The organism is Streptomyces olivochromogenes, from assembly GCF_021538895.1.
Classification (GTDB): domain Bacteria; phylum Actinomycetota; class Actinomycetes; order Streptomycetales; family Streptomycetaceae; genus Streptomyces; species Streptomyces olivochromogenes_A.
Genome location: NZ_JADDRL010000170.1, coordinates 1 through 14,762 on the forward strand (window position 1 = coordinate 1; position 14,762 = coordinate 14,762).

The 14,762-nt window shown below is 73.1% G+C and carries 12 protein-coding genes; 8 read left to right on the forward strand and 4 right to left on the reverse strand.

The window, feature by feature from the left end; all coding sequences use genetic code 11:
- The 6 genes from IPZ69_RS43525 to IPZ69_RS43550 form a co-directional block, all read left to right on the forward strand.
- The coding region (locus IPZ69_RS43525; RefSeq protein WP_235460434.1) for an alpha-glucosidase C-terminal domain-containing protein at positions 1-499 on the forward strand (499 nt) is incomplete at its 5' end.
- Positions 500-531: 32 nt separating this feature from the next.
- Positions 532-1,899: a maltokinase N-terminal cap-like domain-containing protein gene (locus IPZ69_RS43530; protein WP_235460435.1), complete on the forward strand. Its 1,368-nt coding sequence runs from the start codon at positions 532-534 to the stop codon at positions 1,897-1,899.
- 7 nt (positions 1,900-1,906) lie between these two features.
- A complete protein-coding gene (gene glgB, locus IPZ69_RS43535) occupies positions 1,907-4,117 on the forward strand; it encodes a 1,4-alpha-glucan branching enzyme (protein WP_235460436.1) in 2,211 nt (736 codons plus the stop codon).
- Between the two features lie 22 nt (positions 4,118-4,139).
- Entirely contained in the window at positions 4,140-5,264 is a 1,125-nt protein-coding gene (locus IPZ69_RS43540; RefSeq protein WP_235460437.1) for a glutamate--cysteine ligase 2, read from the forward strand.
- A gap of 168 nt (positions 5,265-5,432) precedes the next feature.
- Positions 5,433-7,343 carry an AMP-dependent synthetase/ligase gene (locus IPZ69_RS43545; RefSeq protein WP_235460438.1) on the forward strand — a complete coding sequence of 637 codons (1,911 nt, stop codon included), beginning with the start codon at positions 5,433-5,435 and terminating at the stop codon, positions 7,341-7,343.
- 150 nt (positions 7,344-7,493) lie between these two features.
- Positions 7,494-7,928 carry an ATP-binding protein gene (locus tag IPZ69_RS43550; RefSeq protein WP_235460439.1) on the forward strand — a complete coding sequence of 145 codons (435 nt, stop codon included), beginning with the start codon at positions 7,494-7,496 and terminating at the stop codon, positions 7,926-7,928.
- Between the two features lie 23 nt (positions 7,929-7,951).
- On the opposite strand, the gene IPZ69_RS43555 is transcribed toward IPZ69_RS43550, so the two are convergent.
- Positions 7,952-8,764: a methyltransferase domain-containing protein gene (locus tag IPZ69_RS43555; RefSeq protein WP_235460440.1), complete on the reverse strand. Its 813-nt coding sequence runs from the start codon at positions 8,762-8,764 to the stop codon at positions 7,952-7,954.
- A 279-nt stretch (positions 8,765-9,043) separates the two neighbouring features.
- Between IPZ69_RS43555 and IPZ69_RS43560 the strand changes: the two genes are divergently transcribed.
- Together IPZ69_RS43560 and IPZ69_RS43565 are read left to right on the forward strand one after the other, a co-directional pair.
- Positions 9,044-10,426 carry an NAD(P)/FAD-dependent oxidoreductase gene (locus IPZ69_RS43560; RefSeq protein WP_235460441.1) on the forward strand — a complete coding sequence of 461 codons (1,383 nt, stop codon included), beginning with the start codon at positions 9,044-9,046 and terminating at the stop codon, positions 10,424-10,426.
- A 125-nt stretch (positions 10,427-10,551) separates the two neighbouring features.
- Positions 10,552-12,798 carry an FUSC family protein gene (locus IPZ69_RS43565; protein ID WP_235460442.1) on the forward strand — a complete coding sequence of 749 codons (2,247 nt, stop codon included), beginning with the start codon at positions 10,552-10,554 and terminating at the stop codon, positions 12,796-12,798.
- Positions 12,799-12,865: 67 nt separating this feature from the next.
- On the opposite strand, the gene IPZ69_RS43570 is transcribed toward IPZ69_RS43565, so the two are convergent.
- The 3 genes from IPZ69_RS43570 to IPZ69_RS43580 form a co-directional block, all read right to left on the reverse strand.
- On the reverse strand, positions 12,866-13,702 hold the full coding sequence (locus IPZ69_RS43570) for a DUF1206 domain-containing protein (protein WP_235460443.1): 837 nt from the start codon (positions 13,700-13,702) through the stop codon (positions 12,866-12,868).
- Between the two features lie 6 nt (positions 13,703-13,708).
- Positions 13,709-13,951: a DUF5133 domain-containing protein gene (locus IPZ69_RS43575; protein ID WP_235460444.1), complete on the reverse strand. Its 243-nt coding sequence runs from the start codon at positions 13,949-13,951 to the stop codon at positions 13,709-13,711.
- A 73-nt stretch (positions 13,952-14,024) separates the two neighbouring features.
- The coding region (locus IPZ69_RS43580; RefSeq protein WP_235460445.1) for a SigB/SigF/SigG family RNA polymerase sigma factor at positions 14,025-14,762 on the reverse strand (738 nt) is incomplete at its 5' end.

Genomic DNA, 14,762 nt, shown 5'->3' on the forward strand with positions numbered 1-14,762 from the left:
CGACCGCGACGCCGTCCGCACCCCCATGCAGTGGACCCCCGACCGCAACGCGGGCTTCTCCTCCTGCGACCCCGGACGACTCTACCTGCCCACGATCATGGACCCCGTCTACGGCTACCAGGTCACCAACGTCGAGGCCTCCATGTCCTCCCCGTCCAGCCTCCTGCACTGGACCCGCCGCATGATCGAGATCCGCAAGCAGAACCCTGCCTTCGGACTGGGGTCCTACACCGAGCTGCAGTCGTCGAACGGAGCGGTCCTGGCCTTCCTGCGGGAGTACGAGGACGACCTCGTCCTGTGCGTCCACAACTTCTCCCGCTTCGCACAGCCCACCGAGCTCGATCTGCGCACGTTCGCCGGACGGCATCCCGTCGAACTCATCGGCGGGGTGCGCTTCCCGGCCATCGGTGAACTGCCCTACCTGCTGACCCTCGCGGGCCACGGCTTCTACTGGTTCCGGCTCTCCCGAGTCGCCTCCCGCATCGGCCGACGACGCTGAGCGCTGCGGCGCCGAGGAAAGGACGCGTCACCATGCCGAAGACCGTTTCCCCCGGACCGAGAGTCACGTCCGGTCCCGAGGACCGGCCCCGGGCCTCGCTGGCGGGTCTGCTGCGCGAATGGCTGCCCCGGCAACGCTGGTTCGCGGGCAAGGACCGGCCGGTCACGGACCTGACCGTGCTGTCCCAGACCGAACTGTTCCCGGGCTGTCTGCACCTGCTGGTCCACGCCGGTCACGCCCAGGTCCCCGCCCCCGTCGGCATGGATCCGGCCGGCGACTGCTACCAGTTGCTGCTCGGCGTGCGCGAGCATCTGGCGCCGCGCCTGGAGCGGGCGTTCATAGGCCGCGTCCAGGAGGGTCCCCTGGCCGGTCTCGCGGTGTACGACGCCCTGTACGACCCGCGCTCGGCCGAACTGCTCCTGGAACGGCTGCGGCACCCCGGCACGGCGGGCCCGCTGCGCTTCGAGGCGGACCCGGATCTGCGGGTGCCCGGCGCACTGGCGCCGCGGCTGCTGGACGCCGAGCAGTCCAACTCCTCGCTGGTGTACGGCGACGCGTACATCCTCAAGGTGTTCCGCCGTATCCAGCCCGGGGTCAACCCGGACCTGGAGGTGCCGGGGGCGCTGGCCGCGCAGGGCTGTGCGCGGGTGCCCGCGCCGGTGGCCTGGTTCCGGACCACCGAGCCCTGGCCCGCGACGCTCGGCGTGCTCCAGCCGTTCCTGCCGGGCGCCGCCGACGGCTGGACGCTGGCGCTGCGCGCGCTCGCCGCCGGCGACGACTTCACCACCGAGGCGCACGAACTGGGGCGATCCACGGCCGAGGTGCACCTCGCGCTGGCCACGGCCTTCCCGTCCGGTGCGCACGGCGAGAACGGCCACACGGCCGAGGCGATGACGGCCCGGCTGGAGGCCGCCGTGCACTGCGTGCCCGCGCTGCGGCCGTTCGTCCCGGGGCTGCGTACCGCGTTCGGCGCGCTCGCCACCTGCGACGCCGGACCGCCCGCCCAGCGCATACACGGCGACCTGCACCTGGGACAGGTGCTGCGGGCCGGCCGCGAGTGGTTCGTCATCGACTTCGAGGGCGAGCCGTCCCGTCCGCTCACCGAACGGCGTAGTGCCCAGTCACCGGTCCGGGACGTGGCCGGCATGCTGCGTTCCTTCGACTACGCGGCCCGGCAGCGCCGCCCCTGGCGCCCGGAATGGGCCCGCCGCTGCCGGGAGGCGTTCTGCGCGGGCTACGCGGCCCGGGCAGGATGGGACCCGCGCAAGAAGCACGCCCTGTTGCGCGCCCACGAGACGGACCGGGCGGTGTACGAGGTGCTCTACGAGGCCAGGCACCGTCCGGACTGGCTCCCTGTCCCGATGGCGGCGATCAAACGGCTCGCCGTGCGAGGAGGCTGACGACGTCATGGCACTGCGCGAGACCTCGCTTCCCGAGCCGTCGGGTCCGCTCCAGCGGTCGGCGGTCCCCCTGGACCCCGCCGACCGCGACCGTCTGCTGGCGGGCGCCCATCACGACCCGCACGCCCTGCTGGGCGCCCACCCGGTGCCGGGCGGCATGCTCTTCCGGGCGCTGCGTCCGTTCGCCCGCGCGGTGAGCGTCCTGGTCGACGGGACGCGCGGCCGGCTCGTCTCCGAGGGCGGCGGCCTGTTCGCCGCCGTCCTGCCGTACGACACGGTGCCCTCGTACACCCTGCTGGTCGAGTACGAGGACGGCGAGCACGAGGTGCACGACCCGTACCGCTTCCTGCCCGCACTCGGCGAGCTCGACCTGCACCTGATCGGCGAGGGCCGGCACGAGCAGCTGTGGAAGGCGCTGGGCGCCGAGCCGATGACGCACCAGGGCGTGACGGGCACCCGGTTCACCGTGTGGGCGCCGAACGCCCAAGGGGTGCGGGTCGCCGGGGAGTTCACCAGCTGGGACGGGACGCAGTACCCGATGCGTTCGCTGGGCTCGTCCGGGGTGTGGGAGCTGTTCCTGCCGGGCATCGGCGAGGGCAGCCGGTACAAGTTCGAGATCACGTCCCGGTACGGCGGCCGGTTCCTCAAGGCCGACCCGATGGCGCGCGGCACGGAGGTGCCGCCCGACACGGCCTCCGTGGTCACGGCCTCGCACTACGAGTGGGGCGACGCCGAGTGGATGGCGCACCGCGCGGACACACCGGTGCACGAGGCACCGTTCTCGGTGTACGAGGTCCACCTGCCCTCCTGGCGTCCGGGCCTGACGTACCGCCGACTCGCCGACGAGCTGCCCGCGTACGTCAACGACCTCGGCTTCACGCACGTGGAGCTGATGCCCGTCGCCGAGCACCCCTTCGGGCCCTCCTGGGGCTACCAGGTCACGTCCTACTACGCGCCGACGTCCCGGCTGGGCACCCCCGACGACTTCAGGTACCTGGTCGACGCCCTGCACCGGGCCGGCATCGGCGTGATCATGGACTGGGTGCCCGCCCACTTCCCCAAGGACGACTGGGCGCTGGCCCGCTTCGACGGGGACCCGCTGTACGAGCCCGGAGACTGGCGGCGGGCCGAGCATCCCGACTGGGGGACGTACGAGTTCGACTTCGGGCGCACCGAGGTGCGCAACTTCCTGGTCGCCAACGCGGTCTACTGGTGCGAGGAGTTCCACATCGACGGGCTGCGGGTGGACGCGGTCGCCTCGATGCTCTACCTCGACTACTCGCGCGACTCCGGTCAGTGGACGCCCAATGTGTTCGGCGGGCGCGAGGACCTGGACGCGGTGGCGTTCCTTCAGGAGATGAACGCGACCGTCTACCGGCGGGCGCCGGGCGTGCTCACCATCGCCGAGGAGTCGACCGCCTGGGACGGCGTGACGCGGCCGACGGACAGCGGCGGGCTGGGTTTCGGGCTGAAGTGGAACATGGGCTGGATGCACGACTCGCTGCAGTACATCCAGCACGAGCCGGTCCACCGCAAGTACCACCACAACGAGATGACCTTCTCGATGGTGTACGCGTACAGCGAGAACTACGTCCTGCCCATCTCGCACGACGAGGTCGTCCACGGCAAGCAGGCCCTGGTCTCCAAGATGCCGGGCGACTGGTGGCAGCGGCGCGCCGACCACCGCGCCTACCTGGGCTTCATGTGGGCCCACCCGGGCAAGCAACTCCTCTTCATGGGACAGGAGTTCGCCCAGGGCGGCGAATGGTCCGAGGCGCACGGCCCGGAATGGTGGCTGCTGGACCCCGGCTACGTCGCGGCGGCGGACCACCGCGGCGTCCGCGACCTGGTCCGCGACCTCAACACCGTCTACCGCGCCACCCCGCCCCTGTGGCAGCGGGACACCGACCCGGCCGGCTTCCAGTGGGTCCTCGGCGACGCGGCGGACGACAACGTCTTCGCCTTCCTGCGCTACGACGCCGACGGCACCCCCCTGCTGGCCGTCTCCCACTTCTCCCCCGCCGTCCGCCAGGACTACCGCCTCGGTGTGCCGGGGAATGTCGGCGCCTGGCGCGAGGTGCTCAACACGGACGCTGCCCGCTACGGCGGCGGCGACATCACCAACCCCGGACGGCTGGTGCCCGAGGCCGACGGTCTCCGGCTCACGCTGCCGCCCCTCGCCACGGTGTGGCTGGTTCCGGCCCCGGTTGAGGGGTGAGCGATCGGGGCAGTCGGGGGACGTGCGCACCGTAGGAGTGGAGGAGGAACTCCTCCTGGTCGATCCCGAGACCGGCGAGCCCCGGGCGATGTCCGCCGCGGTGCTGGCCCGCGCGGACCGGGACGACCGCGACCACGACGACCACCGGGACGACCGCGACGGTCCGGGCGCGGACGTGTTCGAGAAGGAGCTGCACCGCCAGCAGCTGGAGTTCGCCACGAGTCCGCGGTCGGACCTGGGCGAGCTGGCCGCCGAGATCGGCCGGTGCCGTGCGCGGGCCGTGCGGCTGGCCGAGGAGACCGGCTGCGCCGTCGCCGCGCTCGCCGCCTCGCCGCTGCCCGTCAGCCCGTCCATCAGCTTCCACCCCCGCTACGCGTGGATGGCGGAGCAGTACGGCATGGCCGTGCACGAGCAGCTGGTCTGCGGCTGTCACGTGCACGTGTCCGTCGGGTCGGACGACGAGGGGGTCGCCGTCCTGGACCGGATCCGGCCCTGGCTGCCGGTCCTGACCGCGCTGAGCGCCAACTCCCCGTTCTGGCAGGGCAGGGACACCCGGTACGCCAGCTATCGCAGCCGGGTCTGGCAGCGCTGGCCCTCCGCCGGGCCGACCGAGGTCTTCGGCTCGGCGGAGCGGTACCGCCGGCGGGTGGCGGAGATGGTCGCCACCGGCGCCCTCCTCGACAAGGCGATGATCTACTTCGACGCGCGCCTGTCCGAGCGGTACCCGACCGTGGAGATCCGGGTCGCGGACGTCTGTCTGCACGCCGAGACCGCCGTGCTGGTGGCCGCCCTGACGCGCGGCCTGGTGGAGACGGCCGCCCGCGACTGGCGGGCCGGCACCGAGCCCCTCGGGCACAGCGTGAGCCTGCTCCGGCTCGCCGCGTGGCGGGCGGCGCGGTCCGGACTGTCCGAGGACCTGCTCGACCCGGTGACCCTGCGGCCGGCGCCCGCCGAGGCGGTCGTACGGGATCTGCTGGAACACACCCGGGACGCGCTGTCCGACCACGGGGACACCGAGCGGGTACGGGAGGCGGTCGGCTCGGTGCTGCGGCGCGGCAACGGCGCCCGGGTGCAACGGGAGTTGCTGGAGAGGACCGGGAGCCTGCGCGACGTGGTCGCCGAGTGCGTACGGCTCACCCGCTCCTGATCCGCCCGGCGCCCGGGTTCTCCGGCTCCCGCTGTCACGTCTTGATCATGAGTAGGCGACGACTTCCCCGTTCGTGACCCCGAACTGCCTTACCTGGGCTACATTCGAGCACCGCCGACCACCGTACTGATCGGTGGGGTCACCCTCCGTACACCCCAGGAGCAGCGCATGCGCGAATTCGCTCTCGCTCCGGCGGCGGCCGTGCCGCCCCTGACCGGCGGGCTCGCCGACAGCGTCTTCGACATGGCGGCGCAGAACCCCACCCTGCCGGTGCTGGCGCGCCGTCGTAACGGCGCCCCGGTCCTGTGGGAGGAGGTGACGGCCGTGGAGCTGCGCGACGAAGTGGTCGACGTGGCCAAGGGGTTGGTGGCCTCCGGGATCTCGCCGGGCCGGCGCGTGGCCGTCATGTCCCGCACCCGGTACGAGTGGACGGTGCTCTCCTTCGCCCTGTGGGCGGTGGGCGCGGAGATCGTTCCGATCAATCCGGCGTCCGCCCGGGAACAGGTCGAGTGGATCCTCAGGGACGCCGACTGCGTGGCCGTGGTGGTGGAGGACGAGCAGGGCGTCATGACGATCGGCACCGTGTGCACCGGGCTGCCGCGGCTGCGGCACGTCTGGCAGCTGGACGCGGGGGCGCTGGACCAGTTGGTGGACCGCGGCGCGTTCGTCCCGCTGACCACGGTGGAGTCGCTGCGCCGGATCGTGCTGCCGGACTCGACGGCGGCCATCACCTACACCTCGGGCACGTCGGGCCGCCCGATGGGCTGCGCCCTCAGCCACCGCGGACTGGCGTATCCGTGCGACACGCTCCTCGCGGGCTGGGGCCACACGGGGGCGCCCCCGGGACAGCAGCCGTCGGTGCTGGCCTTCCTGCCCTTCTCGCACGTGTACGGGCTGATGATCCAGGTGCTGTGCCTGCGCGGCGGCGTCCTGATGGGGCACGAGCCGGAGATGAGCGAGGCGGCGCTGTCGTCGGCGTTGCGCACGTTCCGGCCGACGTACTTCTACGGCGTGCCCTCGCTCTACGAGAAGCTCTACAAGGTCTTCCTGCGCACGGCCCAACAGGTCGGCCGGGGCGCGCTGTTCGAGCGGGCGGCTCAGACCGCGCGGGACTTCGCGGCGGCCACGGAACGGCAGCGGCTGGGCCGGGGGGCCGGACCGGGTTTCGACCTGCGGCTGCAACACGCCCTGTACGAACGGACGGTGTACCGCAGACTGCGGGGCGCGCTGGGCGGCCGGGTGGTGCGGGCCACCTCCGCCGGCTCGTCGCTCAACCGTGAACTGACCCTCTTCTACGAGGGGATCGGCATCTACGTCCACGACGGCTACGGGCTGACCGAGACCGCCGGCGGGATCACCATGCAGCCGCTCGGCCGCGAGAAGTCCGGAACCGTCGGCAAGCCCCTGCCCGGCACCGACATCCACGTGGCGGACGACGGGGAGATCCTGGTGCGCGGCCCGTCCGTGTTCCAGGGATACGTCAACGACGAGGCCGGGACCCGTGCGGCGCTCCTGCGCGGCGGCCTGCTGGCCACCGGGGACATCGGACGGCTGGACTCCGAGGGCTATCTGACGATCACCGGCCGCAAGAAGGACGTCATCGTCACCAGCGGCGGCACGAGCGTGGCGCCGGCCCCGCTGGAGCAGCGGCTGCGGATGCACCCGCTCGTCCACCAGGCGGTGGTGGTCGGCGACAACCGTCCCTGCGTGGGGGCACTGATCACGCTGGACCCGGAGTACCTGGCGCACTGGCGGGCGACGCTGGCGGCGCAGGGTGACACGCCCGGACGGGAGGCGCGGGAGGACAACGCGCTGCGGGACGAGATCGCGCGGGCGCTCGCCGCGGCCAACAGCGCGGTGTCACGGTCCGAGTCCATCCGGGTCTACCGGGTGCTTCCCGAGCCGTTCGATCCGGCCAACGGACTGCTGACGCCCTCGCTGAAGCTGCGCCGGGACGCCATAGTGCGGCACTACGCCGCCGAGATCGACGCGATGTACGAGGCCCGGGCCCGGGTGGCGCGCCGGCCCACCGCGCCCGAGCCGACCGACTGGGAGGACTCGGACAACGTGTTCCGATGAGGAGATCCCGCAACGGTGCGGTGCCGGGCGGCCGCGGGACGCGTACCCCGCTCGCCTGCGGGAACCCGCAGCGGTGGGACGAAAGAGCAGCGAGGACAGCCCCGTGCACACGGCGTGAACGTCCCTTCGCACGGGGCCGGGAAAGACGAGATGGCGACCGGGCGACGCTGGGACGAGACACCGCCTTCGGAGGACACGTACGACCAGGCGTTCTCCTTCCCGGGCGAACTGCACAACGTGACGGGTGCACGACTCGCCGCGGAGGAGTTCCTGTGCTCCCTCGCCCGCGCGTCGCCGCCACGGGCCGCCGAGTACTGGGACGACATCCTGCTGGTCGTCACCGAGCTGGCGGCGAACGTCGTGCAGTACGCTCCGGGCCCCTTCGAGCTGCGGATGCGCCGCACCTTCGACGGCGTGCACGTCACGATGCGCGACACCAGCAGCATCCGGCCCGAGCCGCGTCCGTTCCGTCCCGACGCGGGCGGCGGCGGCATCGGCTGGCACCTGATGCACACGCTGTGCGACCAGGTGAGCGTGGTCGTCACCGACACGGGCAAGGACATCCACGCCTTCCTGCCCTGGTGAGGAGGGGGCCGGGGCCGCCCGGGTCACCGCGGGCGGTGGGCGACCACCCCGAACATCGTCACGGACATGTGCAGGGCGCCCCGCTCGGCGGCTTCCGCGAGGTCGGCGTAGACGGTGTCCCGCTGGTCCTCGCCGAGCAGTCCGCGGCGCACCGCCGATTCGCCGAGCATGCGGACCAGCGGCCAGGCGACCGACCGGTGGTCCTGGAGCAGGGCCTGGGAGCCGCGGTCCTCGACGACGAGTCCGGCCGCGGTCAGCTGGCCGACGAGGCGGCGCCCGGAGTAGGGGTTGGCGGCTCCGGTGAGGGCACCCGCGGTCAGGGCCCGCAGGATCTCCGGGTCGCCCGGGTGCAGGACAGTCGTCGCCCAGTCGGTGTCGAGCAGGGCCACCCGGCCGCCGGGGCGCACCACCCGGGCCATCTCGGCGACCGCCCTGTCCGGTTCGGCCAGGTGCTGCAGGACGCGTTCGCACCAGACGACGTCCACGGAGTCGTCGGGCAGGGGCAGGGCGAGCGCGTCGCCGTCCGTGAAGCGGGCCCGGCCGCCGGCGGCCCGTTCCTCGGCGACGGCGCGCAGTCCGGGGTTGGGTTCGACGCCGAGCGCGGAGCCCCGGGGGCCGACCAGGGCGGCCAGGGCGCGGGTCTGCGTGCCGGTTCCGGCGCCGACGTCCAGCACCCGCTCGCCGTCGTGGACCGCGAGCGCCTCCTCGGCCCAGGCGCGCAGGCGCCGTACTCCGGGGTTGGCGTCCTGGGAGTCCAGGGCGCCCACCAGCGGCGCCACGTTCTGCGGGTCCATGTTGCGCGTCTGGAAGGCCGAACCGGGCCGAGTCTCCGCCATGGCGCGCACTCTACGGCCCGTACGCCCCGCGTACGGGCCGCTTTCCCGAGCCTGCGGCGAACTCCGGAACACCACCGCGCACAGGAGTCCCCCGCATATCCGTGCGACTAGGGGGTTACTCGGGGCATGCACAGGGGCATGCTGGAGCCCACGCGTTCGTCTGCCTGCCGCGCCCCGCTGGCGGAACGGCTCGGCGCACGCTGGGATCGATGTGGTGCGAGCAGCGATCCGGGGCACGCGAACGGTGTCGAGTCGGACCGCCTGGAGCCGCAGAGAGGGATGAACAACGTGACACGACCCAGGATCCTGGTGGTTGGCGCGGGCTTCGCGGGAGTGGAGTGCGTTCGCCGTCTGGAACGCAAGCTCGCCCCCTCGGAGGCCGACGTCACCCTGGTGACGCCGTTCGCCTACCAGCTCTATCTGCCCCTGCTGCCCCAGGTCGCCTCCGGCGTGCTGACGCCCCAGTCGATCGCGCTCTCGCTGCGCCGCAGCAAGAAGTACCGCACCCGGATCATCCCGGGCGGCGCCATCGGCGTGGACCTGAAGTCGAAGGTCTGCGTCATCCGGACCATCACCGACCAGACCGTGGCCGAGCCGTACGACTACATCGTGCTCGCACCGGGCAGCGTCACCCGCACCTTCGACATCCCGGGGCTGACCGAGCACGCCTTCGGCATGAAGACCCTCGCGGAGGCCGCCTACATCCGCGACCACGTCATCTCCCAGCTCGACCTCGCCGACGCCAGCCAGGACCCGGCCGAGCGGGCCTCGCGGCTGCAGTTCGTGGTGGTCGGCGGCGGGTACGCCGGTACCGAGACCGCTGCCTGCCTGCAGCGCCTGACGCACGCCGCGGTCAAGCGCTATCCGCGCCTGGACCCGGGCCTGATCAAGTGGCACCTGATCGACATCGCGCCGAGGCTGATGCCCGAGCTCGGCGACAAACTCGGGCGCAGCGCCCAGGAGATCCTGGGCCGGCGCGGCATCGACATCTCCCTCGGCGTGTCCATCGAGAAGGCCGGCCCGAACGAGGTCACCTTCACCGACGGCCGGGTCGTGCCCACCCACACCCTGATCTGGACGGCCGGCGTGGTGGCCAGCCCGTTGATCGCCACGCTCGGCGCCGAGACCGTCCGGGGCCGCCTCGCGGTGACCTCGGAGATGACGCTGCGGGGCCACGACGGGGTGTTCGCGCTGGGCGACGCGGCCGCCGTCCCGGACATGGCCAAGGGCGAGGAGGACGCGATCTGCCCGCCCACCGCCCAGCACTCCATGCGCCAGGGCCCCCGGGTCGCCGACAACATCATCGCGACGCTGCGCAACCAGCCCCTGCGCCCCTACGTCCACAAGGACCTGGGGCTCGTCGTCGATCTCGGCGGCAAGGACGCCGTGTCCAAGCCGCTCGGCATCGAACTGCGCGGGCTGCCCGCCCAGGTCGTCGCCCGCGGCTACCACTGGTCGGCGCTGCGCACCAACGTCGCCAAGATCCGGGTCCTGACGAACTGGACGCTCAACGCCGTCGCGGGCGACGACTTCGTGCGCACCGGCTTCCAGACGCGCAAGCCGATGCGGCTCAAGGACTTCGAGTACTCCGACGCCTACATGACGCCGGAGCAGGTGCGCGCGTACGTCGAGAGCGGCGGCCCCGGCGGCCCGTCGGCCTGACCCCGGTCCCCCCGTGGCTCGCGGCCGCCGCCCGGTCCCGTGACGGTCCGGCGGCCGTGGTCCGGGTCCGCCGTGCCATGCTGGATTTCGGGATCATGACGTGACACGGGAGAGAGCGCGGCGGCGTGAGGTCAGCGGGACGGTCGGTGCGGGCGAAGCTGTGGGACCGTCTCGCGGCGTACGACCCCGGGTTGCTGCGGCTGACCGCGGGCCTGCGCACCGTGACGGCCATCGCCCTCACGCTGGCCGCCCTGGCCCTGACGGGGGCCCGCGTGACCCTGCTGGTGGCCGGGGCCATGGCGGCGATGGTCGCCACCTTCGCCGTACGGGACAAGTCGCTCTCCCGGCAGGCCGTCACGCTGGCGCTCGGACTGCCGGTGGCGCTCGCCGCGGTGTCGCTGAGCGCGCTGCTGAACGCGCGCGTGGTGGCCGGGGACGTGTTCTTCGTCGTGCTCATCTTCTGCGCCGTCTACAGCCGCCGGTTCGGGGACCGCGGCACGGCGCTCGGGCTGATCGGCTTCCAGGTCTATTTCCTGTCGCTGTTCGTCCACGTGACCGCGCCCACGCTGCCGGGCCTGTTCGGCGCGATCGCCCTCGCCTTCCCGTGCGCCGCGCTGGCCCGCTTCGTCCTCGTACCCCAGACCGCCGCGGGCACCCTCGACCGGATGCGGCGGGCCTTCCGCGCCCGCCTCGCCCAACTCATCGAGGCGCAGATCGAGTTGCTCGACGCCGGCCCGGAGGAGGTGGACAAGGCCCTGGCGGACGTCCGCACGCGCACCGCCCGGCTGCACGAGTCGGCCCTGATGATCCAGGGCCTGCTGGAGGAGGGGACGTCCGACGAGTCCGTGGCGCGGCTGGTCCAGCGGCGGGTCGCGGACGCCGAGATCGCCGCCGAGCGGCTGGGTCTCCTGCTGCTGACCGCGCGCAGCGCCGAACGGGCCGACACGCTCACCCTGCACCTGCCGGGGGCACCCCTGCCGTCGGGGGGCGAGACGCCGGTGCGGGACGAGGCGAGCGCGACGATCCGCCGTGACCTTCAGGCGCTGCGGCTGCTCGTGCTGCGGCCGGTGGGCGAGGACTCGGGGGCCGTGCCGGCGCGGCTGCGCAACCGGCTGCTCGGCTACCGCGAGGAGGAGAACCTGCCGCCCGCGTCGACCGTCGTGCAGGACGTCTTCCGGGGCATCGGCGAGGCGGCGCGGGCGGTCCTGGGGCTGCGGATCGCCCTCGACGGGCCGCAGGACGAGTCCGCGGACACCCCGGCCACGATCCGCTCGCGCGAGGAGCTGGACGCGGAGGACGCGGCGATCGGCGGCGGCGAGGACGAACGGGAGGACGAGGGGTCCACCGGGCTGCGCCGGCCGAGCACGCGGGCTGCCGTGCAGGTCTCCGTGGGGTCGGCGCTCGCCATCGTCGGCGGCGAGCTGCTGTCCGCGCAGCGCTGGTACTGGGCGGTGCTGACCTGCTGGATCGTCTTCATCAACACCGCGTCCACCGGGGAGATCCTGGTCAAGGGCTACCGCCGGCTGCTGGGCACGGTCTTCGGCGTCGTGGCCGGCATCGTGCTCGCCGGGCTGGTCGGCCGGCACACGTGGACGGCGTTCGCGCTGGTGCTGCTGTTCATCTTCGCGATGTTCTACACGGCACCGCTGTCCTACACGCTGATGTCGTTCTTCGTGACGGCGATGCTGGGGCTGCTCTACACCCTGCTCAACACCTACAGCCTGTCGGTCCTCGTGGTGCGGATCGAGGAGACGGCACTCGGCGCGGCCTGCGGCGTCCTCGCGGCGGCGGTGGTGCTGCCGGTGCACACCGACCGCCGGACGAACGAACTGCTCGTCGAGGTGCTGGACCGCCTGGCGGACGTCACCCGGGCCGCGGTCGACCAGCTGAGCGGCGGGGTCCCGGCGGACCTGCTGGACCGGGCGCGGGACCTGGACCGGGCGCTGGCCGAACTGAGCGCCTCCACCCAGCCGCTGACCCACCCGATCACCCCGCTGCGCTCCCGCCGGGACACGGCCCGCTATGTCGTGGCGCTCCTGGAGACCTGCGCGTACCACGCGCGTTCGCTGGCGGCCACCGCCGAACTCCTCCCCGCGAAGCCCTCGATCGCGGCGGATCCGCGACTGCGCGGGGTGGGACGCCGCATCGTGAACAACATCGAGGCGATCGCCGGGCACGTCGCCGACCGGTCGCCCACGGCGGAGGTCGCGACCGGCCCGAGCATCGCCTCCCTGCTGGAACCCGGCACCCTCGCCACACCGCGCTACGGCCGGGTGACCGACCGCGTGCTGCGGCATCTGCAACGCCTGGACGAGGCGGTGGTGGGCCTGGCCCGGCCGCTCGGGGTCCCGGTCGCGCGACCGCCCAAGTGACCGCACGGCAGGGGTCGTACGACCCGGAACCGGTCGCCGGGACCCGGGGCCGGCGCGTGGCGGCCGCTCAGACGCGGGGCCAGCGGGCCACGGCGAAGGAGTAGAGGCCGAACAGCATCAGTCCGACCGCGACCACGGCCAGCAGCCAGGGACCCAGCGGTGTCGCGGCGAAGGAGCGGAGGGTGTCGTCGAGTCCCTTGGCCTTCTCGGGCCGGTAGTCGACCGCGGCCCGCACCGCGAAGGCGCCGGCGGCGGCGAACACCGCGCCGCGCGCCACGCCGCCGGCCACCCCGGTGACGTCGACGAGCCGCAGCGTCCGGCGTGACATCGCGCCGAGGTCGAGCTCCTCGTGGAACGCCCGCCGTACGGCCTGGACCGCGATCCACACCCCGGCCGCGGCGATGGCGACGGCCACGGCGCCCACGAGCCACTGTCCGGCGGGGACGCCGAGCGCCCGCGCCGTGACGTCCCGGGACCGCTGGTCGCCGGACGGTTCGGTGCCGCCCGAGCCGGCCGCGAACGCCAGCACGGACCAGGCGACGGACCCGTAGAACACGCACGCCCCGAGGGCGAGCAGACGCGTCCGCGCGGCGCGGCCGTCGGGGCCGGCGGAGCCGAAGAGCGCCGCCGACAGCCGCCACACCGCCATGCCCAGGAGTCCGATGCCCAGCGCCCACAGCAGGACGGCGCCGTAGGGCCGGCCGGCGAGCTCGGCAAGGGCGCCGCCCGCGTCGGCCTGCTTCCTGCGGTCGCCGAGGGCGACGCGCAGCGCCAGCAGGCCCACCAGGACATAGATGGTGCCCCGGGCGGCCAGGCCCGCCCGGGCCGACCACTCGGTCACCGTGTCGGCCGGTCCGGAACGGGGGCGGCCCGGTCCGGTCCGGGCGACGGCACCGAACTCCAACGAACCTCACTTCCTCGCGGGTTCCGCCACCGGCAGGCACACGCTCGTGCTCGCGCTCGCGGCCAGCTGGCTGCGAGCGGCCTCCAGGGCGAGTCTCACTTCACGGGTACCCGTCGACACGCACAGCGTGTACGCCAGGTCCTGGGCGCGCGGGCCGGTCGTCCTCGCTCCGGCGGCCGGCTCCTCGGCGAGGAGCGACTCGTACTCGTCGACGAGCTTGCGCAGGGTCGCGGGGTGGGGCATCAGCATCGGAATCGCTCCTCGATCACGGGATGGTGGCATCAGCGTCGGTCGCGCTCCTCGATCACTGCTGGGTGGCCGGTCAGGCCGCCGCTGTGTCACGCCCGAGCGCCTCGTCGCGGATCCGCGCGCAGCTGCGGCTGATGAGCCGGGACACGTGCATCTGGGAGATGCCGAGCAGATCGGCGATGCGACTTTGAGTCATGTCCTCGAAGAAGCGCATGTAGAGGATGGCGCGCTCGCGCTCGGGCAGACGGCGCAGGCCTTCCTTGGCGGACTCGCGGTCGACGACGACGTCGTACGAGGAGTCCGTGGCCCCGAGCGTGTCGGCGAGGCTGTATCCGTCGTCGCCGGTGGACAGTTCGGCGTCCAGCGACAGGGTGCTGAAGCTCTCCAGGGCCTCCAGGCCCGCGCCGACCTCGTCCTCGGTGAGCCCGGTGTGGGCGGCGAGGTCGGCGACGGAGGGTTCGGGGGTGCCGGGGTTCTCGGTGAGTTCACGGCGCGCCAGGCGCACCCGGTTGCGCAGCTCCTGCACCCGGCGGGGCACCCTGAGCGCCCACATCCGGTCCCGGAAGTGCCGCTTGACCTCCCCGGTGATGGTGGGCACCGCGTAGCTCTCGAAGGCTCCGCGCTCCGGGTCGAACCGGTCGACGGCCTTGACCAGTCCGAGCGCGGCGACCTGCCGCAGGTCCTCGACGGACTCGCCGCGGTCGCGGAACCGGCCGGCGATCCGGTGGGCCATGGGCAGCCACGCGGTCACGAGTTCGTCGCGCAGCGCCTCGCGCTCGGGGCCGTCGTCCAGCCCGGCGAGGCGGGCGAA

What these genes read in the sequence shown, in the direction of transcription:
- IPZ69_RS43530 (WP_235460435.1), top strand. Translation starts at nt 532, where the DNA reads ATGCCGAAGACCGTTTCCCCCGGACCGAGAGTCACGTCCGGTCCCGAG.
- IPZ69_RS43550 (WP_235460439.1), top strand. Translation starts at nt 7,494, where the DNA reads ATGGCGACCGGGCGACGCTGGGACGAGACACCGCCTTCGGAGGACACG.
- IPZ69_RS43575 (WP_235460444.1), bottom strand. Translation starts at nt 13,951, where the DNA reads ATGCTGATGCCCCACCCCGCGACCCTGCGCAAGCTCGTCGACGAGTAC.
- IPZ69_RS43555 (WP_235460440.1), bottom strand. Translation starts at nt 8,764, where the DNA reads ATGGCGGAGACTCGGCCCGGTTCGGCCTTCCAGACGCGCAACATGGAC.
- IPZ69_RS43545 (WP_235460438.1), top strand. Translation starts at nt 5,433, where the DNA reads ATGCGCGAATTCGCTCTCGCTCCGGCGGCGGCCGTGCCGCCCCTGACC.
- IPZ69_RS43560 (WP_235460441.1), top strand. Translation starts at nt 9,044, where the DNA reads ATGAACAACGTGACACGACCCAGGATCCTGGTGGTTGGCGCGGGCTTC.
- glgB (WP_235460436.1), top strand. Translation starts at nt 1,907, where the DNA reads ATGGCACTGCGCGAGACCTCGCTTCCCGAGCCGTCGGGTCCGCTCCAG.